Source organism: Streptomyces sp. DH41 (assembly GCF_029813785.1).
Lineage (GTDB): Bacteria > Actinomycetota > Actinomycetes > Streptomycetales > Streptomycetaceae > Streptomyces.
On sequence record NZ_JARVKY010000021.1, the window covers coordinates 121,144 to 141,837 of the forward strand.

Annotated in this window: 16 protein-coding genes; 5 read left to right on the forward strand and 11 right to left on the reverse strand. The window is 70.8% G+C overall.

Features of this window, described 5'->3' with window-relative positions; translation table 11 throughout:
* Positions 1 to 416: 416 nt before the first annotated feature.
* Positions 417 to 1,970 carry a DUF4192 domain-containing protein gene (locus QC283_RS29315; protein ID WP_279564729.1) on the reverse strand — a complete coding sequence of 518 codons (1,554 nt, stop codon included), beginning with the start codon at positions 1,968 to 1,970 and terminating at the stop codon, positions 417 to 419.
* 176 nt (positions 1,971 to 2,146) lie between these two features.
* Here QC283_RS29315 and QC283_RS29320 point away from each other — a divergent pair, with 176 nt between their 5' ends.
* Together QC283_RS29320 and QC283_RS29325 are read left to right on the forward strand one after the other, a co-directional pair.
* A complete protein-coding gene (locus tag QC283_RS29320) occupies positions 2,147 to 4,312 on the forward strand; it encodes a RecQ family ATP-dependent DNA helicase (RefSeq protein ID WP_279564730.1) in 2,166 nt (721 codons plus the stop codon).
* Positions 4,313 to 4,594: 282 nt separating this feature from the next.
* Complete coding sequence (locus tag QC283_RS29325; RefSeq protein WP_279564731.1) at positions 4,595 to 5,209, forward strand: hypothetical protein; 615 nt, start codon at positions 4,595 to 4,597, stop codon at positions 5,207 to 5,209.
* A 202-nt stretch (positions 5,210 to 5,411) separates the two neighbouring features.
* Here the strand turns inward: QC283_RS29325 and QC283_RS29330 are convergent, their stop codons facing one another.
* From QC283_RS29330 to QC283_RS29340, 3 genes are all read right to left on the reverse strand, one after another.
* Positions 5,412 to 6,044, reverse strand: coding sequence for a hypothetical protein (locus QC283_RS29330; RefSeq protein ID WP_279564732.1), 633 nt, complete (start codon positions 6,042 to 6,044; stop codon positions 5,412 to 5,414).
* Between the two features lie 68 nt (positions 6,045 to 6,112).
* Complete coding sequence (locus QC283_RS29335) at positions 6,113 to 6,814, reverse strand: ribonuclease HII (RefSeq protein ID WP_279564733.1); 702 nt, start codon at positions 6,812 to 6,814, stop codon at positions 6,113 to 6,115.
* Between the two features lie 80 nt (positions 6,815 to 6,894).
* Positions 6,895 to 7,515 (reverse strand): TetR/AcrR family transcriptional regulator, encoded by a 621-nt coding sequence (locus tag QC283_RS29340; protein WP_279564734.1) that lies wholly within the window; start codon positions 7,513 to 7,515, stop codon positions 6,895 to 6,897.
* A gap of 187 nt (positions 7,516 to 7,702) precedes the next feature.
* On the opposite strand from QC283_RS29340, the gene QC283_RS29345 reads away from it, so the two are divergent.
* Entirely contained in the window at positions 7,703 to 9,250 is a 1,548-nt protein-coding gene (locus QC283_RS29345) for an MFS transporter (RefSeq protein WP_279564735.1), read from the forward strand.
* A gap of 272 nt (positions 9,251 to 9,522) precedes the next feature.
* Here the strand turns inward: QC283_RS29345 and QC283_RS29350 are convergent, their stop codons facing one another.
* The 3 genes from QC283_RS29350 to QC283_RS29360 all read right to left on the reverse strand — a co-directional run bounded on the left by QC283_RS29350 (position 9,523) and on the right by QC283_RS29360 (position 11,827).
* A complete protein-coding gene (locus tag QC283_RS29350) occupies positions 9,523 to 10,428 on the reverse strand; it encodes an ADP-ribosylglycohydrolase family protein (protein WP_279564736.1) in 906 nt (301 codons plus the stop codon).
* Between the two features lie 12 nt (positions 10,429 to 10,440).
* Positions 10,441 to 11,100, reverse strand: coding sequence for a histidine phosphatase family protein (locus tag QC283_RS29355; RefSeq protein WP_279564737.1), 660 nt, complete (start codon positions 11,098 to 11,100; stop codon positions 10,441 to 10,443).
* A gap of 121 nt (positions 11,101 to 11,221) precedes the next feature.
* Positions 11,222 to 11,827 carry a YdbC family protein gene (locus QC283_RS29360; protein ID WP_279564738.1) on the reverse strand — a complete coding sequence of 202 codons (606 nt, stop codon included), beginning with the start codon at positions 11,825 to 11,827 and terminating at the stop codon, positions 11,222 to 11,224.
* A 158-nt stretch (positions 11,828 to 11,985) separates the two neighbouring features.
* Here QC283_RS29360 and QC283_RS29365 point away from each other — a divergent pair, with 158 nt between their 5' ends.
* Positions 11,986 to 12,519 carry a TerD family protein gene (locus tag QC283_RS29365; RefSeq protein WP_279564739.1) on the forward strand — a complete coding sequence of 178 codons (534 nt, stop codon included), beginning with the start codon at positions 11,986 to 11,988 and terminating at the stop codon, positions 12,517 to 12,519.
* 103 nt (positions 12,520 to 12,622) lie between these two features.
* Here the strand turns inward: QC283_RS29365 and QC283_RS29370 are convergent, their stop codons facing one another.
* Both QC283_RS29370 and nrdR read right to left on the reverse strand, forming a co-directional pair.
* Positions 12,623 to 15,517 (reverse strand): vitamin B12-dependent ribonucleotide reductase, encoded by a 2,895-nt coding sequence (locus tag QC283_RS29370; RefSeq protein WP_279564740.1) that lies wholly within the window; start codon positions 15,515 to 15,517, stop codon positions 12,623 to 12,625.
* Positions 15,518 to 15,685: 168 nt separating this feature from the next.
* The gene (gene nrdR / locus QC283_RS29375; protein WP_279564741.1) at positions 15,686 to 16,237 is read right to left on the reverse strand and encodes a transcriptional regulator NrdR; all 552 of its coding nucleotides are present in this window, start codon (positions 16,235 to 16,237) and stop codon (positions 15,686 to 15,688) included.
* A 564-nt stretch (positions 16,238 to 16,801) separates the two neighbouring features.
* On the opposite strand from nrdR, the gene lexA reads away from it, so the two are divergent.
* Entirely contained in the window at positions 16,802 to 17,581 is a 780-nt protein-coding gene (gene lexA / locus QC283_RS29380; protein WP_279564742.1) for a transcriptional repressor LexA, read from the forward strand.
* 131 nt (positions 17,582 to 17,712) lie between these two features.
* Here the strand turns inward: lexA and QC283_RS29385 are convergent, their stop codons facing one another.
* Positions 17,713 to 19,725, reverse strand: a complete 2,013-nt coding sequence (locus QC283_RS29385; protein ID WP_279564743.1) for an ATP-dependent DNA helicase — start codon at positions 19,723 to 19,725, stop codon at positions 17,713 to 17,715.
* Between the two features lie 246 nt (positions 19,726 to 19,971).
* Positions 19,972 to 20,664 carry a GNAT family N-acetyltransferase gene (locus QC283_RS29390; RefSeq protein WP_279564744.1) on the reverse strand — a complete coding sequence of 231 codons (693 nt, stop codon included), beginning with the start codon at positions 20,662 to 20,664 and terminating at the stop codon, positions 19,972 to 19,974.
* Positions 20,665 to 20,694 lie beyond the last annotated feature (30 nt).

A 20,694-nucleotide genomic window follows, 5' to 3' on the forward strand; every position in this document is an offset into this window, starting at 1 on the left:
CCCCGCACCTGTACGGCGTCGCGGGCGGCGCACTGGGAGGAGCGGGAGGAACGACCGGCTTCACGCCCGACCGCGCGGGCCGAACCGACGACGCGGGCCGCGGTCGGACCATCGGCGGAACGGCCCCGGCCGGGCCGCGCTTCCCGCCGGGCGTCACGGACTCGGCGAAGGACGGCAGCGCCGCCCTCCGGTCGGCGGCGGCGGTGCTCGGGGCGGTGGAGGGCGAAGTCGGCTGGTGCATCGGAGGGCTCCCTCTGTGCTCGGTGCGCCTCGGGCGGAACGGCGCCGTGGGTGGTGGTTCGCCGGACGGGTGCGGTGCGGTGTCCCCGGCCGGTCCGGGCGTTCCGCCACTCAGGTGAACGGAGCGGGCGTCCTCCGGGTCACGCCCGAGGCATGGTCGCCGGGCGGTCACCCCCTCAGAGTCGCTCGCCGCCGCCTTCGGCCCCGGGCTCTCCCCTGCCCCTCCCCTCCGCGCAGGCGTCCTTCCGGCCCGTGGCCGTCCCCGAGGCGCGCGGCCTTGTACGGCCCGCCCGCGCGACGCCCGGGCGTTCGCCGCCCGCCGGGGTGCGGGGATGCCCGATCTTCGCGCCGGACTCGCGGTCCCGCGTCCTCGCACGACGACGGGCTCCGTCGGCCGAGGCGGCGGAGCGCGTGCGGCGCCGGCGGCCCGAAGGCGTCAGCGGAGCGGACGAAGGCTCGGCCGGCTCGCCTTTCCCGGGTGCGCCGGCCCGCTCTTCGCCACCCGGGGTGCCGCCTCCCGTACCTCCACGGCCCCCGCGCTCCGTACGCAGGCAGCGGCGGACCGACTCGGGATCGAGGCCCTCGTTGCACGCCTGGTGCAGGAGTCGGGCGAAGAGGTAGTCCGGATCCGCGCCGAGTGCCATGGCCAGAGCCTCTCGGGCCTCCAGTTCGTCGCCGGTGGACCAGGCGACCCATCCCGCGAGGGTGAGGGGCGCGGCCGCGTGTTCGCCGTAGGGTCCGACGCAGCGACGGGCCAGGGCCCGCCAGAGACGCAGCGCGGGTCCCGCCTCGTCACCCTCCATCCACTCGGCAGCGTGGTCACGGGTCGTACGGTCCTGGAGACCGAGGATCAGCGCCGCCGCCTCGTCGTGTCCGAGCAGTTGGTCGTCGCGCAGATCCTCGGCCGGCATGCCGGACACCGGTGGGGCCCCGGTGAGGCGCCGCATGACCCGCTGTGCCAGATCCAGCGTCTCGCCGGCCACGTCCGAGCGGCCGGTGTCGTCGAGGATCCGGGCGACCAGTGTCATGGAGGCCGCGTCCAGGGCGGCCTCCTGTTCGTGTGCCGCGGCGTTCTCCCGGGGAAGCAGCCTGGCCCGCAACTCGCTCAGTGAACCGCGCACCTGGATACCGGCGTAGGTGGCCGCCGCGGCCAGCACGGACGTACCCGGAAGTCCCATGAGGGTGCCTTCCGCCGGGCAGCAGACCGCGTCGTCGCAGCAGTACGACCAGAAGCGCCCCGCCGAGATGCACAGCGCCTCGACCACGGGGACGTCGAGGGCCCCGCACTCGACGCGCAGCTTCTGGGCCAGCGGCCTCAGTCGCTCCATCACCTCTCGGCCGGTCTCGCCCCGTGCCGGTTCCTGACAGAGGTAGGCGACCATCTGCTCGGGCCGTGCCCCCCGGCGCTCACTGCCGGTCACCAGCCCGTGGACCAGCTGTCCGGCCGCGCCCGCCCAGTCGTCCGCGTTCGCCGGAATGCCGAGGCGGGCCCGGCCGCCGAAACGGCCCCGTCCGTCCCTGTCGCGCAGGGCGGCCAGGACGATGCTGTCCTCGGGGCGGTACCCGAGGAGGTAAGGCAGGGCGTCAGCCAGTTCGGCGGGGGTGCGCAGGGTGATCTGGTGCTCATCGCCGGGACTGTCGCACGGCGTGTGGGCCCTCCCGCCCGGTGTCGCGGGCCCCGAGAGGTCACCGTTCTCGGAGGATCCAGTCGTTTCGCTGTGGTTCGTCATGGCCCGACGATCTCGCGGATCGAGAAGCTCCGCTTGCCCTGTGGATAACACCTTGTGGATAACTCCGATCAGGGACACGTCACGCGGGCCGTCCGGCGACCGCGCCACCCTTCCCGCAGCCTCGCCCGCTCCGCCCCGCCGCCCGGCTGTCAGTCCCGTCCTGTTGTATGGAACGCATGGAGCACACGAGTAACGCGGATCTCCGGACAGCGGCCGACACGGTCCTCGCCCGCCTCGTCGGGGACGCCTCCGGCACCGCACGCCTGCGCGAGGACCAGTGGCGGGCGATCGAGGCGCTGGTCGCCGAGCGGCGCCGGGCCCTCGTCGTCCAGCGCACCGGGTGGGGCAAGTCCGCGGTCTACTTCGTGGCGACCGCGCTGCTGCGTGACCGCGGCGCCGGGCCCACGGTGATCGTCTCCCCGCTGCTCGCGCTCATGCGCAACCAGGTCGAGGCCGCGGCCCGGGCAGGCATCCGCGCCCGGACCATCAACTCCTCCAACACCGAGGAGTGGGACTCGGTCCAGGACGAGATCGCCGCCGGCGAGGTCGACGTGCTCCTGGTGAGTCCCGAGCGGCTCAACAACCCGGACTTCCGCGATCAGGTGCTGCCCAAGCTCTCCGCCGCGACCGGTCTGCTCGTGGTGGACGAGGCCCACTGCATCTCCGACTGGGGCCATGACTTCCGACCGGACTACCGGCGGCTGCGTACGATGCTCACCGATCTCCCGCCCGGCGTGCCGGTCCTGGCGACCACCGCCACCGCCAACGCGCGCGTGACCGCCGACGTGGCGGAGCAGCTCGGCACCGGCGGCACGTCGGACGCGCTGGTGCTGCGCGGCCCGCTGGACCGGGAGAGCCTCAGTCTGGGTGTGCTGCGACTGTCCGACGCCGCGCACCGGATGGCCTGGCTCGCCGACCACCTCCACGAGCTGCCGGGCTCCGGGATCATCTACACCCTCACCGTGGCCGCCGCCGAGGAGGTCACCGCCTTCCTGCGGCAGCGCGGCCACACCGTCGCCTCCTACACCGGCAAGACCGAGAACGCCGACCGGCAGCAGGCCGAGGACGACCTGCTCGCCAACCGGGTCAAGGCACTGGTCGCCACGTCGGCGCTGGGCATGGGATTCGACAAGCCCGACCTGGGTTTCGTGGTGCATCTGGGTTCGCCCTCCTCCCCGATCGCGTACTACCAGCAGGTCGGTCGTGCCGGGCGTGGTGTCGAGCACGCGGAGGTGCTCCTGCTGCCGGGGAAGGAGGACGAGGCGATCTGGGAGTACTTCGCCTCGTTGGCCTTCCCGTCGGAGGACCTGGTGCGCCGCACGCTCGACATCCTCGCGCGGGCGGAACGCCCCTTGTCGCTGCCCGCGCTGGAGCCCCTGGTGGAGCTGCGCCGTTCCCGCCTGGAGACCATGCTCAAGGTTCTCGACGTGGACGGCGCGGTCAAGCGGGTCAAGGGAGGCTGGATCGCGACCGGGCAACCGTGGGCGTATGACGCGCAGCGGTACGACTGGGTGGCGCGGCAACGCAGAACCGAACAGCAGGCGATGCGCGACTACGCCTCGACGTCGGGTTGCCGGATGGAGTTCCTGCAACGCCAGCTGGACGACGAGGGGGCCAAACCCTGCGGCCACTGTGACAACTGCGCGGGCCCGCGCTTCACCGCGGACACCTCCCCCGCCGCTCTCGACGCCGCACGGGTCGACCTCGGTAGGGCAGGCGTCGAAGTGGAGCCCCGCCGCATGTGGCCGACCGGGCTTCCCGCGATCGGCGTCGACCTGAAGGGACGCATCCCGCCCGGTGAACAGGCCGGGCCCGGGCGGGCGTTGGGACGCCTGTCCGACATCGGCTGGGGCAACCGGCTGCGACCGATGCTCTCGGCTCAGGCGCCGGACGGCCCGGTACCGGACGATGTCGCGAAGGCCGTCGTCACGGTGCTGGCCGACTGGGCGAAGGGGCCCGGCGGCTGGGCCTCGGGAGCGGCCGACGGCGGGCCGCGTCCCGCCGGAGTGGTGACCGTGGCCTCGCGCACCCGGCCCCAACTGGTCCACTCCCTCGGCGCACGCATCGCCGAGGTCGGCAGGCTGCCGCTGCTCGGTTCGGTCGAGTACACGGGTGAGGCGCCCAGCGCGTCGCGCAGCAACAGCGCGCAGCGGCTCAAGGCACTCGACGGCGCGCTGACGGTGCCGCCCTCCCTCGCCGCCACACTCACCGGTCTCCAGGGCCCGGTCCTTCTCGTGGACGACTGCACCGAGACCGGCTGGACCCTCGCGGTGGCGGCCCGGCTGCTCCGCCGCGCGGGTGCGCAGGGAGTGTTGCCCATGGTCCTGGCCGTGCAGGGGTGATCGCCCGCCGCGGGCGCGCTTCGCGGTACCGGAGTCCCGCACGACTGCGGGTGGCGCGCCCCGCGCGTCACCCGGCTGTGCTCTGGGTAGGGATATAGGACGCGCATCGCCCGATAACGGTCGTCGGCCTCAATTGCTCGTTGCCGCATTCAAGTTCGACAGGAAGAATTGAAATCCGCTCCCCGCACGGCTCGTCCGTGATCCGGCAGGGCTTCACTGCGGTGCGCGCTCCCCCGAATCCGACCCCGCCCGCAGTGTGGGCGCGTAGCCGAAGGGAGGAACGTGACCTTCGGATTCGCTCCGTCCTCGGCGGCGTCGTTGTCGTCGTCCGCCGCTTCCGCCACTCGCATGCTCGAACCAGCGGAGTGGGCCGCCGCCGGGATTCCGCTGCTGCGCAATCCGCGGGAGGTCGTCAGCGGGCTGCACTCGCGGCACCGCCCGAGGCCGGCGACCGCGATCGTGGCCGTACTCGATCCCGACGAACGACTGTGCGCGAGCGCCTCGTTCAGCAGCCGCCGGGCCCCGGCCGACGGGTGGATGTTCCGCAACTCGCTGCTCTCCCAGCTGCGCCGGGTCATCCCGCACGATCTGCGGCGTCGCACCCCGGTGCGTACCGCTGTGCTGCTCTACTGCCGTGAGGGCGACGCTCGTTGGACGGAAGAGGACGGCGCGTGGATGTGGGGGCTGCGGGACGCCTGCACGTTGCACGGGCTGCGCTGCGGCGCGTACATCACGCTGACCCGTGACGGCTGGCAGGTCCTCGGCGAGGGCCGCGGCGGACGCCGGCCCAACGCGGCGTCCGTTCCTGAGCCGTTCTCCACGTCGGAAACGCCGTCACCGCCACCGCGCACCGGAGGGGTCGCCTCAGACGTGCTGCGCCGCGCGGCGGCTCGGTAGAGCCCCTCGGACACGGCGCGCTCCGGGATTACGCGGCGACGTCCGGGTCGTTGTCCAAGCGCACGAAAGCACCTGTCAACGCCCGTACGCCGCCCGGCGGACGCCGGCCGCCCGGGCACGCCCGAACCGCCGCCGTGCGGGGGCTGCCGGTCCGGCGGCCCCCTGTGTCACACCGGCGCCCGCCGTGCACGGCGGAACGGGCTCAGACGCCCGCGCCCAGTACGGAGTTGATCCGCTGCGGGTCACCGCAGACGATCAGCAGGGCATCGGCTCGGGAGCGGGCCGCGGACAGGGCGGTGACAGCTGCGGCTTCGGGGCCGCCGTTGACCACGACCACGACCACGGCCCGCGACGTGGCACGGTGCGCGACGCCGGCGTCCGCGTAGAAGACGTCGTCGCCCGCGTCGTGCTGCGCCCAGTAGGCGGCGTCGCCGAAGGACAGTTCGTGGGCGGCCCACGGGTGTGGTTCGCCGGTGGTGATCACCAGCACGTCGCCGGGGGTACGCCCGGAGTCCAGCAACAGGTCCACGGCCTCTTCCGCGGCGTCGAGCGCGCCGTCGGGAGTGGCGGGGATCAACTGGATCTGCGGGGCGGCCGGGGCGGCTGCCGGAGCAGCCGGACCGGACGGACCGGGTTTGGCCGCGGCCGTGTCGCGCGGCGCTCGTTGCGCCGGCGGCGCCGGCCGCACGGGGCCGGGACGACCGGGGCGCGGCGGAGCCGCGGGACGGGGGCCGGGTACGGGGCGGGGGGTCGACGCGGTGCGGCCGCTGGCCGGAGTGGCGCGGGGACCCTGGGCCTTCTCGTGAATCTGAGGCTCCTCGGGAATGAGAGGCATGAGCTGATATTTATCAAACGTTGGTGCGGCTCGCGTCGGCGGGTGGCACATGCCTGCGAGTGGAACCGTCAGAAATCGAATCCGAGCTGACCCTCGATTTCCGGAACGCTTCCGTCCACCCAACTGCGGACCTTCTTGAGGTGCCGCCACTGGGGCAGCGCATCAAGATACGCCCACGACAACCGGTGGTGCGGGGTGGGCCCCCGCTCCGCCAGTGCGGCCTTGTGCACGGGCGACGGATACCCGGCGTTGTCCGCGAAACCGAAGTCTGCATGGTCGATACCCAGTTCGGCCATCATTTTGTCGCGCTGGACCTTGGCGAGCACCGAAGCCGCCGCGACAGCCACGCAGGACTGGTCTCCCTTGATCACCGTACGGACCTGCCAAGGCGCCCCGAGATAGTCGTGCTTGCCGTCGAGGATGACGGCGTCGGGGCGGATCGGCAGGGTTTCCAGGGCACGCACCGCCGCCAGTCGCAGCGCCGCGGTCATCCCCAGTGCGTCGATCTCCTCCGGAGAGGCGTGCCCCAGGGTGTAGGACGTCACCCAGGTCCGCAGCTCCGCGGCGAGCGCGGTGCGCCGCTTGATGGTGAGCAGCTTGGAGTCGGTGAGGCCGGCCGGGGGCCGACGCAGTCCGGTGATCGCGGCACAGACGGTGACCGGACCGGCCCACGCACCGCGCCCCACCTCGTCGACACCGGCAATGACCTTCGCTCCGGTCGTGGCGCGGAGTGAGCGCTCGACGGTGTGAGTAGGTGGTTCGTACGGCATGGCGTCCTTAGCCTACGCCGCCCCGAACGCCCGGCGACACCCCGGTCCCCGAACAGGACCCGGACCCGCGGAGCCCGGGATCAGATGCCCTCCGGTCGCAGCAGCGGAACCATCAATTGGTCGATCATCTCCTCGATCTCCTGGTCCGCCAATTCACTTCCACAAACTTTTGATCGATACATCATCATCGCGGGGAGTGCGTCGAAGACGTATCCGTTCGCCGCGTCCCGCCGGACCTCACCCCGCTCCATTCCGCGGTTGATGACCTCGCGGAGCATCGTGAGGGTCGGCTCGATCACCCCGTCGACGATCACCGCGTGGAAACGCTCCGCCTGCACGCTGTCGCATTCGTGAATCACCGCTCGCAACGCGAACCCAGGACGGGAGAACATCGCGTCGCGCGCCCTGAGGCACAGCGCCAGGAGATCCTCGCGCACGCTCCCGAGATCGGGCACCGTGTCGAAACGCGGCAGCCCGGACCGCAGCGCGTCCGCGACGAGGTCCTCCTTGGACGGCCAGCGGCGGTAGACCGCCGCCTTGCCGGTCTGGGCTCCGGCGGCCACACCCTCCATCGTCAGGCCGTTCCAGCCGACGGTGCCGAGCTGTTCCAGCGCGGCGTCGAGGATGGCGCGTTCGAGGACTGCGCCACGTCGGCGGGAGGGCGTCCGGGCGGAGGCGGCCGCCCAGTGCGAAGCAACCATGTCGAGGGTCTCCAGAGAGCGGGGAAAGCGGTCTTTCGGGGGCAGGAGGCGCGCCGCGCGGCCACGACGGGGGACGAGTCGCACGGCAGCACAACAAGTGAACGCTTGCGTTCACTGTCGGGGAGTCACTAACGTCGAGGCAACAGTGAACGCGAGCGTTCACTAAGTCATTCGTGGGGGACACATAGTGGCAACCTCTTCTCTCATCCCAGACCAGAAGCCGGGAGCGGCCCGCCGGGAGGGGCGTCCCGGTATCGCGCTCACCGTCATCGCGGCCTGCCAGCTCATGGTGGTACTCGACGCGACGATTGTGAACATCGCCCTCCCGCACATTCAAGAGGCACTCAGCTTCAGCACCACCGACCTCACCTGGGTCGTCAGTGCCTACACACTCACCTTCGGCGGTCTGCTCCTGCTCGGCGGCCGAGCCGGTGACATCCTCGGCCGCCGCAGGGTCTTCATGAGCGGCATCCTGCTGTTCACCTTCGCCTCGCTGCTCGGTGGCTTCGCCCAGGAACCCTGGCAGCTGCTGGCGGCGCGCGTCCTGCAAGGTGTGGGAGGCGCGATCGCGTCGCCCACGTCCCTGGCGCTCATAACCACCACCTTCCCCGAAGGGCCGGAACGCAACCGGGCCTTCGGCGTCTTCGCCGCCGTGTCCGCGGGCGGCGGTGCCATAGGCCTGCTGGCCGGCGGCATGCTCACCGAGTGGCTCGACTGGCGCTGGGTGCTCTTCGTCAACGTGCCGATCGGCGTACTGATCGCCGTGCTCACCCCGCTGTACATCAGCGAGTCCGAGCGGCACTCCGGACGCTTCGACATCGCCGGGGCGGTGACCTCCACGACGGGTATGGCCTCCCTCGTCTACGGCTTCATCCGCGCCGCCGACGAGGGCTGGCGGGACGGCCTGACCATCGGATCCTTCGCGGCCTCGGTGGTCCTGCTGCTGTCCTTCGCGTTCATCGAGTCGCGGGCCAAGGAGCCGATCACACCCTTGCGGATGTTCGCCGACCGCAACCGCTCCGGCACCTACGTGATCATGCTGAGCCTGGCCGCGGCGATGTTCGGCATGTTCTTCTACATCGTCCTGTTCGTGCAGAACGTACTGGGCTACACCCCCATCCAGGCCGGCCTGGCCTTCCTGCCGGTCACGGTGGTGATCGCGCTCGGTGCGGGCCTGTCGCAGCGGTTCCTGCCCGTGTTCGGCCCGAAGCCGTTCATGCTCGTGGGGTCGATGCTCGCCGCGATCGGGCTCGGCTGGCAGGCCCTGATCAGCTCCGACAGCTCCTACGTCGGCGGCGTCCTCGGGCCGATGCTGATCTTCGGATTCGGCATGGGACTGAACTTCGTGACGCTGACGCTGACCGCGGTCTCCGGGGTCGCCCAGCACGAGGCGGGCGCGGCGTCCGGCCTGCTCAACGCGATGCAGCAGGTGGGCGGCTCGATCGGCCTCGCCATTCTGACGACGGTGTTCGGCACGGCCACCAAGAACGAGGCGGAGAAGCAGGGGGCGGACTTCCTCACCAACGGCTCGGCGGAACAGAAGGCGGAGTTCGCCCAGACGCACCAGCTGCCGGCGCCATGGGGTCACGAAGTACTGGCGCAGGGCATCTCCGCGGCCTTCGTTCCGGCTGCCGCGATGGCCGTGCTCGCCCTGGCCACGGCATGGCTGGTCATCCGGGTGCGCAAGAGCGACCTGGAGGCCCTGTCCGGCTCGGCCGGACCGGGGATGGGCTGACGGTACGGCGCGGGCCGGGCGGGGTCCGGCGGCGGGCGCGCGTGACGCCTGCCGCCGGCCCCCGCCCGGCCGGCTTCCGGCAAACGGCACACCCCACCGGGCCAACGGCACGGACAACAGCAACGCGACGACAGCCGCCGTCAGAAGCTCCATCACCTGAGCCACCCCCTCGCGACACTCCCGGCACCCTGCGGGGCTCATGCCTCCCACAGCGGATGTCACGACAACGAACAGCCGGTCACGGAGAGTTCCCGCCGTATACGGAGAGTGGGCTAGGCCGACACCGTCATCCACCCGGGCAGCGCTTCGACCCGCCCCGCCCACTCGGCCGGCGGCGCCCCCGCCCGGTCGGCGGCGACCACCCCGCCCACGATCGCGCAGGTCGTGTCCACATCCCCGCCGACCTGTGCGGTCGTCCAGAAAGCGCGCTCGTAACTCCCGAGGGCGCGCGCCGCGGACCAGAGGGCGAAGGGAACCGTGTCGTGGGCGGTCGTACGCCTGCCGCAGCCCAGTACCGCCGCGACCGTGGTCGCGTCGCCGTAGTCGAGCATGTCCCGGGCGCGTCGCAGCCCGGCGCCGACCGCGCTCTTGGGTACCAGGGCGACGACACCGTCGAGGAGGGCGTGCGGGGTGGGTGGGCCGGCGGGATCCGCGACCAGGGCCGCGGCCGCGGCGACCGCCATGGCGCCGACCACCGCCTCACGGTGCTGATGCGTGGGGTAGGCGGAGATCTCCGCCTGGTGGGTCGCCTGCTCCGGGTCGTCCGCGTACCAGGCGCCGAGCGGCGCGATACGCATCGCCGCACCGTTGCCCCAGGATCCCTGACCGTTGAACAGCGCGGCGGCGAGCTCGCGCCAGTCACCGCCTTCCCGGACCAGCCGCAGCAGCCGGTTGACGGCGGGGCCGTAGCCGCGGTCGAAGTCGTGGTGCCGGGCGAAGGAGAGCGCCAGCGCGTCCTGGTCGACGCGGTGGTGGGTGGCCAGGACGGAGACCACGGAGCAGGCCATCTCCGTGTCGTCCGTCCACTGCCAGGTACCGGGAGGCAGCTCGCGGCGTTTCAGCAGCGGGTAGTTCGCGGGCACGAAGAACTGTGAGCCCAGCGCGTCACCGACCGACAGTCCGCGCAGGCTGGACAGGGCCCGGTCCAGGCGCCCGTCAGGAGATGAATGAGCGGTCATCGCCCTGCCACTCTATCCGGTGATCCCGTACGGTTCCGGATCTCGCCAGCGTTCGAATGGGCGGTCGAGGGTGTACCTGCCGTCCTCACCGAGAACGAGCATCCGCATCTCGCCGTTCCCCGGGTTCGACAGCGACTCGAATTCCGCGACCGTCCAGTGGAACCACCGCATGCAGAACAGCCGCATCGCCAGGCCGTGGGTCACCAGGAGGACGTTCGGCGGGTGGTCGGGGTCCTCGAAGCTGCGGAACAGGCTCTCCAGGAAGCCGCCGACCCGGTCGTACACGTCGGCACCGGACTCGCCCTGGGCGAAGCGGTAGAAGAAGTGGCCGTAAGCGTCCCGGTAGGCCTTCTGCAGGCGCACGTCGTCGCGGTCCTGCCAGTTGCCCCAGTCCTGCTCACGCAGCCGGGGCTCCTCCCGTATCCGTATGAGCCCGGGGTCGAGGCGGAAGGCGCGCAGCGTCTCGTGGGTCCGCCGGTACGGGGAGACGTACACGCTGACCCGCTCGCGGCCGAACACCTCACGCAGCCCCTTGCCCGTCTCCTCCGCCTCCGCCCGGCCCCGCTCGGTGAGCGCCAGTGCGTGGTCGGGTTCGCGCTCGTACACGGAGTCATCGACATTGCCCGTCGACTCGCCGTGCCGGACAAGAACGATGCGCCGTGGTCGTGCCATGCCAGAACCCTAGATCGAGACGGCCGGAACCCAGCAGTCGGACGGGCCCCATACGGCGTACGTCACACAGTTTCCCCATCGGGGTCGCCACACGTCGACACCAGGACGGCCGGTCCGGACATCAAACGGTCCAGGTGGGCTCCAGTCGCACGATGTCTCCCGTCAGCGCCGCGATGTCGGCCTCCGTCTGGGCGCGCAGGGCGAGCCGCTCCACCCGTTCCGTGCGGTACTTGCCGTGCTCGGCTGCCGACCGCCACATCGACAGCACCAGGTACTCGTTCCCCGGCGCCTCGCCGAACAGCCCGCGGACCATACCGGGCGAGCCCGCCATCGCGGGATTCCAGACCTTCTCCTGCATGAGGACGTAGTGCTCGGCACGTTCCTCGTGGACGCGGCAGAGCGCCACCCGCAGCAGGTCGGCGTCCGTGAAACGCGGTTCGAACCCGGTCTTCACGTCGAACCGGTAGTCGAAGAGCCTGACCTGGGCGTCCTTGAAGGTGCCCGCCTGGGTGGAGGCGAGCCGGTCGTGGGAACGGGCCATGAAGGAGTCGTAGAAGGCACGGCTCTCCCAGAAGGCGAAAACGTGCGCCACATCCGGCCGCGCCCGGCTCCAGCCACCCCCCTGTCCCCGAAAACCCGGCTCCCCCGGAAGCCCCGCCCACTTCCGCTGCCCCCGCTCGAAACCGCGGCGGTCCACCACGGTGCAGCGAATCCACTTGACCAGCACCGCGCCATGGTAGGCCAGGGAACGTGGCGCCGGTCACTCTCCGGAGGACCGCTTGTCCGCACGCGCCTCGCTGTGCGTGGCAGGATAGGCAACCGACCGTCACCGCTCGGCAGTTGAGGTGGCCGGGCAAGGGGCGGGGACCTGGGAAGGGGAAGTCTGTGAACGGCCTCAGCAAGGGCATTCGCAAGGTCGAGATCGCGCTGCGGTGGGACCCCAGTCCGGCGGGGCAGCCACCCGCCGACCTGGACGTCGTGGCCGGGACCTATCCGGTGGGTGACCCGTACGGCGACCCCTCCTACGTGGTGCACTTCGACAGCCGCTCCCCCGACGGCACCATCTATCTGAACCGGGACAGCCGGGACGGCAAGGGCTTCGGCTTCGACGAGGTCATGACGCTGGAGCTGGAGCGGCTCGACGCCCGGTACGCGCGCGTGGTGGTGGGCGTCGCGATCCAGCAGCGCACCGAGGACCGGACCTTCGCAGACGTGGGAAGTCCGGGCCTGCGTATCCGTGAGGGCTACACCGACCTCGCCGCGGACGACTTCAGTGGTGTCCTGGGCGCGACGGCGGCGACGGTCGCGGAGTTCGTCCGGGACGAGACGGGGGCGTGGGAGTTCCGGGCCGGCGTGCACGGATTCGAGGGCGATCCCGCCGCGTTCGCCGCCACGATGGGCGCGACCCGCCGATCCTGACGGCGTCGGCGCCGGCGCGCGAGTAGCCGGCGTATCGGTGACCGGCGCGTGAGTAAGGGGCGTCCGCCATGGCGGACGCCCCTTACTCACGTGGACCTACAGGTCAGCTGCAACCGCTGGTCGAGCCGCAGCCCTCGCAGATGTAGCAGGAACCGGCGCGCTGCATCTTCGTGCCGCAGGAGAAGCACAGCGGGGCGTCGGCCTGGATGCCCAGCTGCATCTCCACCAGTTCGGCGCTGGTGTGGGCCTGCTGCGGAGCGGGCTTGGCCGCCTCGACCTCGGCCTTCGGCGTGACGACGGCCTTCAGCTCCTGGGCGCGCGGCGCCGACTGGGCCAGACCCTCGACGTCGAGCTCGTCGTCGGACGGCTCGTACGAGCCCGTCTCCAGGTGGCGCTGACGCTCCTCGGCGGAGTGGATGCCGAGCGCGGAGCGCGTCTCGAAGGGCAGGAAGTCCAGCGCCAGACGGCGGAAGATGTAGTCGACGATCGACTGCGCCATCCGCACGTCCGGGTCGTCGGTCATACCGGCCGGCTCGAAGCGCATGTTGGTGAACTTCGAGACGTACGTCTCCAGCGGCACGCCGTACTGGAGGCCGACGGAGACCGCGATGGAGAAGGCGTCCATCATGCCCGCGAGGGTCGAGCCCTGCTTGGACATCTTCAGGAAGACCTCGCCGAGACCGTCGTCCGGGTAGGAGTTGGCGGTCATGTAGCCCTCGGCGCCGCCGACGGTGAAGGACGTGGTGATGCCGGGACGTCCCTTCGGGAGGCGCTTGCGGACCGGGCGGTACTCGACGACCTTCTCGACCGTCTCGCGGATGGCCGCCTCCGTCTTCTCCGTGACCTCGGTCTTCTCCTTCTCCTTGGTCTTGGCGGAGAGGGGCTGGCCGACCTTGCAGTTGTCGCGGTAGATGGCGAGCGCCTTGACGCCCATCTTCCAGGCCTCGAAGTAGACCTCCTCGACGTCCTCGACGGTCGCCGTCTCCGGCAGGTTGACCGTCTTGGAGAGGGCGCCGGAGATCCACGGCTGGATCGCGGCCATCATGCGGACGTGGCCCATCGCGGAGATGGAGCGCTCGCCCATGGCGCAGTCGAAGACCTCGTAGTGCTCGGGCTTGAGGCCGGGGGCGTCGATCACGTTGCCGTGCTCGGCGATGTGGGCGACGATCGCCTCGATCTGCTCCTCCTGGTAACCCAGGCGGCGCAGGGCCTGCGGGACGGTGCCGTTGACGATCTGCATCGAGCCGCCGCCGACCAGCTTCTTGAACTTGACCAGGGCGAGGTCGGGCTCGAGGCCGGTGGTGTCGCAGGACATCGCGAGACCGATGGTGCCGGTCGGGGCGATGACGGACGCCTGGGCGTTCCGGAAGCCGTTCTTCTCGCCGAGGCGCAGCACGTCCTGCCAGGCCTCGGTGGCGGCGGCCCAGATCGGCGTGTCCAGGTCGTCCATGCGGACGGCCCCGGCGTTCTCGTCGGAGTGCTGCTTCATGACCCGCAGGTGGGGCTGCGCGTTGCGGGCGTAGCCGTCGTACGGGCCGACGATCGCGGCGAGCTCGGCGGAGCGCCGGTACGACGTGCCGGTCATCAGGGAGGTGATGGCGCCGGCCAGGGCGCGGCCGCCGTCGGAGTCGTACGCGTGGCCGGTCGCCATCAGCAGGGCGCCGAGGTTGGCGTAGCCGATGCCGAGCTGGCGGAAGGCGCGGGTGTTCTCGCCGATCTTCTGGGTCGGGAAGTCCGCGAAGCAGATGGAGATGTCCATCGCGGTGATGACGAGCTCGACGACCTTCGCGAAGCGCTCGGCGTCGAAGGACTGGTTGCCCTTGCCGTCGTCCTTCAGGAACTTCATCAGGTTCAGCGAGGCGAGGTTGCAGGACGTGTTGTCCAGGTGCATGTACTCGCTGCACGGGTTCGAGCCGTTGATGCGGCCGGACTCCGGGCAGGTGTGCCAGTGGTTGATCGTGTCGTCGTACTGGATGCCCGGGTCGGCGCAGGCCCAGGCGGCCTCGGCCATCTTGCGGAAGAGCGCCTTGGCGTCGACCTCCTCGATGACCTCGCCGGTCATGCGGGACGTCAGGCCGAACTTGCCGCCGTCCTGCACGGCCTTCATGAACGTGTCGTTCACGCGGACCGAGTTGTTGGCGTTCTGGTACTGGACGGACGTGATGTCGTCGCCGCCCAGGTCCATGTCGAAGCCCGCGTCGCGCAGGGCGCGGATCTTCTCCTCCTCCGAGACCTTGGTCTGGATGAAGTCCTCGATGTCGGGGTGGTCGACGTCGAGGATGACCATCTTGGCGGCCCGGCGGGTGGCGCCACCCGACTTGATCGTGCCGGCGGAGGCGTCGGCACCGCGCATGAAGGAGACCGGTCCTGAGGCGTTGCCGCCGGAGGAGAGCAGCTCCTTGGAGGAGCGGATCCGGGAGAGGTTCAGGCCGGCGCCCGAGCCGCCCTTGAAGATCATGCCCTCTTCCTTGTACCAGTCGAGGATCGACTCCATGGAGTCGTCGACGGACAGGATGAAGCAGGCGGACACCTGCTGCGGCTGGGGCGTGCCGACGTTGAACCAGACGGGGCTGTTGAAGCTGAAGATCTGGTGCAGGAGGGCGTAGGCCAGCTCGTGCTCGAAGATCTCGGCGTCGGCGGGCGAGGCAAAGTACCTGTGGTCCTCGCCGGCCTTCCGGTACGTCTTCACGATGCGGTCGATGAGCTGCTTCAGGCTCACCTCGCGCTGCGGGGTGCCGACGGCACCGCGGAAGTACTTGCTGGTGACGATGTTGACCGCGTTCACCGACCAGAACTCGGGGAACTCGACGCCACGCTGCTCGAAGTTGACCGAGCCGTCGCGCCAGTTGGTCATGACGACGTCACGACGCTCCCAGGCCACCTCGTCGTAGGGGTGGACTCCGGGAGTGGTGTGGACGCGCTCGACGCGGAGTCCCTTGCCCGCCTTGGTGCCCTTGGCGCGGGAACTCCGTGCCGGACCGCTCGCCGTCTCTGTCATGCCGCCTCCCATGTACGGGCGAAAACGCCCTGAAGTGCCACGCTTGTTCCCGTGGCACGGTGTTCTGTCTTGTGTTGCGGGCATCTCTGACTCCGCCCGCAACAGGTCTTTGTCACTCGCCGCCGTCCGGCCGGGCCCGGGCGCCGAAGTCCGGGTCCGGCCCGCCGGTCAGTCGGCGGCGCCTGCGGGTTCGGGGACCTGTGCCGCCCCCGTGGACCCGCGGTCGTTCTCCGGGCTCCCCGCGCCGGCGTCGTCGCCGTCTTCGCCGGGGCGCCCCGTCGCCTCCCTGAGCTCCGCGATCGCGGCCTCGAAGTCCTCGAGCGAGTCGAACGCCCGGTAGACGGAGGCGAATCGCAGATAGGCGACGAGGTCGAGTTCCTGCAACGGACCGAGTATGGCCAGCCCCACGTCGTGGGTGGTCAGCTCGGCGCTGCCGGTGGCCCGCACCGCCTCCTCGACCCGCTGGCCGAGTTGGGCGAGCGCGTCCTCGGTGACGGGCCGGCCCTGGCAGGCCTTGCGCACACCGTTGATGATCTTGGTTCGGCTGAACGGTTCGGTGACCCCGGACCGCTTCACCACCATGAGCGAACACGTCTCCACGGTCGTGAAACGACGGGAGCAGTCAGGGCACTGGCGGCGCCTGCGGATCGACGTGCCGTCGTCGGTCGTACGACTGTCGACGACGCGGCTGTCGGGGTGCCTGCAGAAGGGGCAGTGCATGATCTCCGAACCCTCCTCACAGCAGACTCAATAGCCTCGCGAGGCCCTTCAGGCCCCTCGAAGCAGCACCCAGCATAGGCGATCGCGGCGGGCCCGAAGACCCGGGGGACCACAACTTGTGGGCTGCTGATGCAATCCAACCACTAGATGTGGGGATTGGCTCATACATACACGCCCTGCACCCGTGTCGCTCCCGTGCGTGCGAACGCCGTACGGCCGCGGCGACACGGTGGACGCGCGCACGCGCGGACGTATCGCCCGGCGGCATGCGGAGATACCGTGGGCGCCGCGAGGAGGGGACGTGGGACTACCGCACAGATGGGGGACCCACGCCGTCGAACGGGATGCCGGATGGCAGACTGGAGCGACCTCCCCGAGGTTGTCACCACGGCGGTGAAGAGTACAGCAATGGGCCCTTTTGTCCGCCAGGCATCGCGGTAGCCATACACCTAGACACACGATCCGGGCGATCGATTCGCGATTTTTCACTCGAACGTGTGTTTGGCGCAACCTTTCGAAAGCTACTACCGTTGTGCAGCAGGGAGACCATCGAGAGGGGCCGACGTGACCACCACCGCCGACAGTGCCGCCATCACTGCCCAGGACCGCCCCCAGGGCCGACCTGAGCCGGTGCACGCGATGAGCGACGCCGCGAATCCAGAGGGGCACAAACGCTCCCTGCCGGGGCGACCTCCCGGCATCCGGGCGGACAGCTCGGGACTCACCGACCGACAGCGCCGGGTGATCGAGGTCATCCGCGACTCGGTGCAGCGGCGCGGATACCCGCCGTCGATGCGGGAGATCGGTCAGGCCGTCGGCCTCTCCAGCACCTCCTCCGTCGCGCACCAGCTGATGGCGCTGGAGCGTAAGGGCTTCCTGCGCCGCGACCCGCACCGACCGCGCGCCTACGAGGTGCGCGGCTCCGACCAGGCCGCCTCCGTGCAGCCCACGGACACCGCCGGCAAGCCGGCCGCTTCGTACGTCCCGCTCGTGGGGCGCATCGCCGCCGGTGGCCCGATCCTCGCCGAGGAGTCCGTCGAGGACGTCTTCCCCCTGCCCCGGCAGCTGGTCGGTGACGGCGAGCTGTTCGTCCTGAAGGTCGTCGGCGACTCGATGATCGAGGCCGCCATCTGCGACGGCGACTGGGTCACGGTCCGCCGTCAGCCGGTCGCCGAGAACGGCGACATCGTGGCCGCCATGCTCGACGGCGAGGCCACCGTGAAGCGCTTCAAGCGCGAGGACGGCCACGTCTGGCTTCTCCCGCACAACTCGGCGTACGAGCCGATCCCCGGTGACGACGCGACCATCCTCGGCAAGGTGGTGGCCGTACTGCGCCGCGTCTGAGCGCCATGGCGGGCGGGTGCTCCGCGACAGCGACCCGCCGACCCGACCGGGCCCCGGAACCTCTGCGCCGGTTCCGGGGCCCCGCGCTGTGCGGAGCACCAGGCGCGGGCGACCGACGTGCGGCTCCGCGCTCAGTCGCTTTCGGCCGCCGCCTCCGCCTTCGTCTCCGCCTCCGTCTCCTTCTGTCGTGCCGTCGCGTCGATCGCGGCGAGTGACCTGCGGACCTGGTTGCGGTCCGTGGTGAACCAGAAGTCGGGCATCGACGCCTTGAGATAGCTCCCGTACCGGGCCGTCGCCAGCCGCTGGTCCAGTACGGCGACCACGCCGCGGTCACCCGAAGCCCGTACGAGACGGCCCGCGCCCTGGGCCATCAGCAGCGCGGCGTGCGTGGCGGCGACCGCCATGAAGCCGTTGCCGCCGGCCTCTTCCACCGCCTTCTGGCGGGCGCTCATCACGGGGTCGTCCGGACGAGGGAACGGGATCTTGTCCATGACGACCAGCTGACAGCTCGGCCCGGGGACATCGACGCCCTGCCAGAGCGACAGCGTGCCGAAGAGGCAGGTCTTCGGGTCGGCGGCGAAGTTCTTGATCAGCTCACCGAGCGTCTCCTCACCCTGGAGCAGGATCGGGTACTCCGGAATGCGGGAGCGCAGTTCCTCGGCGGCCAGCTGGGCCGCCCGCATCGAGGAGAACAGCCCCAGCGTGCGGCCGCCAGCCGCCTGGATGAGCTCCGTCAGCTCGTCGAGCATGTCGCCGCGGTCGCCGTCGCGGGCGGGGCGGGCCAGGTGCTTGGCGACGTACAGGATGCCCTGCCTGCGGTAGTCGAAGGGCGATCCCACGTCGAAGCCCTTCCACTGGGGGACGTCGTCGCCCTCGGTGCCTTCCGGGGCGAGGCCGAGGGAGGCGCCGACGCCATTGAAGTCGCCGCCCAGCTTCAGGGTCGCGGAGGTCAGGACGACCGAGCGGTCGCTGAAGAGCTTTTCGCGCAGCAGGCCGGCGACGGACATGGGGGCGACCCGCAAGGAGGCACCGAAGCGGTCATGCCGCTCGTACCAGACGACGTCCCACTCGGAGCCGTTGGTGATCCGCTCCGCCACGTCGTGCACCGACTCCACCGAGGCCAGCGCCTGCTTGCGGACGGCGTCCTCGTCCTGCACGGACTTGTCGCGGGTCGCGCCGATCGCGGAGATGACCGTACGGCAGGCGTCGCGCAGTGCCATCAGCGCGTAGCCCAGGTCCTCCGGGATCTCCTCGAGGCGGCCCGGCAGCGCCAGTTCCATGAGCCGCTCGAAGCCCTCGGCCGCCGTCTGGAGCTGGTCGGCGGCCTTCTCGTTGACGAGCTTCGCGGCCCGCCGCACCGCGCGGTTGACCTGGCCGGGGGTGAGTTCGCCGGTGGCGACCCCGGTGACACGGGAGACCAGCTCGTGCGCCTCGTCGACGATCAGCACCTCGTGCTGCGGCAGGACCGGTGCGCCCTCGATGGCGTCGATCGCAAGGAGGGCGTGATTGGTGACGACGACCTCGGAGAGCTTGGCGCGCTCACGGGCCATCTCGGCGAAGCACTCGGCGCCGTAGGCGCACTTCGAGGCGCCGAGGCACTCCCGGGAGGACACCGACACCTGCGACCAGGCACGGTCGGAGACACCGGGAGTGAGGTCGTCGCGGTCGCCCGTCTCCGTCTCGTGCGCCCAGTCGCGCATCCGCAGCAGGTCCTGGCCCAGCTTGCTGGTGGGCGCGGCGGCCTCGAACTGGTCGAAGAGGCCTTCCTCCTCGTCCTGCGGGACGCCCTCGTGGAGCCGGTGCAGGCACAGGTAGTTCGACCTGCCCTTGAGCATCGCGAACTCCGGGCGGCGACGCAGCTGGGGATGGAGTGCGTCGACCGTGCGGGGCAGGTCCCGCTCGACCAGCTGGCGCTGGAGAGCCAGGGTCGCGGTGGCCACCACGACCCGCTCCCCATGGGCCAGGGCGGGCACCAGATAACCCAGGGACTTGCCGGTGCCGGTGCCGGCCTGGACCAGCAGATGGGAGCCACCGTCGATGGCTTCCTCGACGGCTTCGGCCATGGCCACCTGGCCGGGACGCTCCGTGCCGCCGACGGCGGTGACGGCGGCGTGCAGGAGTTCGGGGAGTGAGGGCTTCGTCATAGCGCGACCACCCTACGACCCGGCACTGACAAGCGGGCGCGCAAGGCGGGAGCAAGGGACTGGAGAGGCTGGAGGGACAGGAGCAGCGGGAGGGACGGCAGACGTGGGAGGGACGGCAGAGGCTGGAGGGACGGGGCGGGCTGCGGGAACGGCGGGGGCAAGGATGCTCCTGGGCGTGCGGCGGGCGGGGCCGGTCGACGAGTGGGGGTGGCTACTGATCAGGCCGGCGGGGCGGGCCGCACGACGCTACGGCAGGTCGCACGGCGTCCGGTCACGGATCATGAGGGCGGCTCGCTTGGCGGACAGGTCGACCTCGGCGGAGAACCGGAACCCGGCGCCGAGGAACGCGGCGACGGAGGCCGTGTTGCGGACGTCGGGTTCGGCGAGCACGCGCGTGCAGGCGGGCCGCCTGGCGAGGACGAGGTCGGTGACGGTACTGATCAGCGTGGTTCCGACGCCCTGCCCTCGGTCGGCGACATCGCCGATCAGGAGGTGAAGGCCGGTGTCGTGCGGCCGGACGGGGCAGTACCGGGCCAGCGGGTCGAGGTCGGCCCGGTAGATCTCCCAGTAGCTCATCGGCACACCGTCCAGCACGCCCACGCACGGGACGCTTCGTCCGTCGCCGGCCAGCTGTGCCCGTACGTGCTCCTCGGTCACGCTCTGTGGTCCGGTCAGCTCCCAGAACGCGGCGACGGCGGGGTCGTTCATCCAGCGGCTGATGACGGGTACGTCCTGTTCGACACGGACCGGTACCAGGTGGAAAACCCCCACGGCGGTGACGGCCGGCCCCCATTCGACGACACGGTCGAGCAGATCGTCGCCGGTCCGCGTCGTCTCCGTTCCCGCCAGGTCGTGCTCCTCCTTCCGGAAGAGGGCGACGAACTCCTCGGGAAGGTGCAGGTCCAGGGTGTCGTCGGCGCTCGCATCGGTGGAAGCCACAGTGTCGCTCTTTCGGGAGAGGGGGACGGG

Bases quoted from the DNA above. Each gene is read 5' to 3' on its own strand.
- QC283_RS29350 (WP_279564736.1), bottom strand. From the start codon at position 10,428: ATGACCGCTCATTCATCTCCTGACGGGCGCCTGGACCGGGCCCTGTCC.
- QC283_RS29385 (WP_279564743.1), bottom strand. From the start codon at position 19,725: ATGACGAAGCCCTCACTCCCCGAACTCCTGCACGCCGCCGTCACCGCC.
- QC283_RS29340 (WP_279564734.1), bottom strand. From the start codon at position 7,515: ATGGTTGCTTCGCACTGGGCGGCCGCCTCCGCCCGGACGCCCTCCCGC.
- QC283_RS29370 (WP_279564740.1), bottom strand. From the start codon at position 15,517: ATGACAGAGACGGCGAGCGGTCCGGCACGGAGTTCCCGCGCCAAGGGC.
- QC283_RS29320 (WP_279564730.1), top strand. From the start codon at position 2,147: ATGGAGCACACGAGTAACGCGGATCTCCGGACAGCGGCCGACACGGTC.
- QC283_RS29335 (WP_279564733.1), bottom strand. From the start codon at position 6,814: ATGCCGTACGAACCACCTACTCACACCGTCGAGCGCTCACTCCGCGCC.
- QC283_RS29315 (WP_279564729.1), bottom strand. From the start codon at position 1,970: ATGACGAACCACAGCGAAACGACTGGATCCTCCGAGAACGGTGACCTC.
- QC283_RS29355 (WP_279564737.1), bottom strand. From the start codon at position 11,100: ATGGCACGACCACGGCGCATCGTTCTTGTCCGGCACGGCGAGTCGACG.
- QC283_RS29330 (WP_279564732.1), bottom strand. From the start codon at position 6,044: ATGCCTCTCATTCCCGAGGAGCCTCAGATTCACGAGAAGGCCCAGGGT.
- nrdR (WP_279564741.1), bottom strand. From the start codon at position 16,237: ATGCACTGCCCCTTCTGCAGGCACCCCGACAGCCGCGTCGTCGACAGT.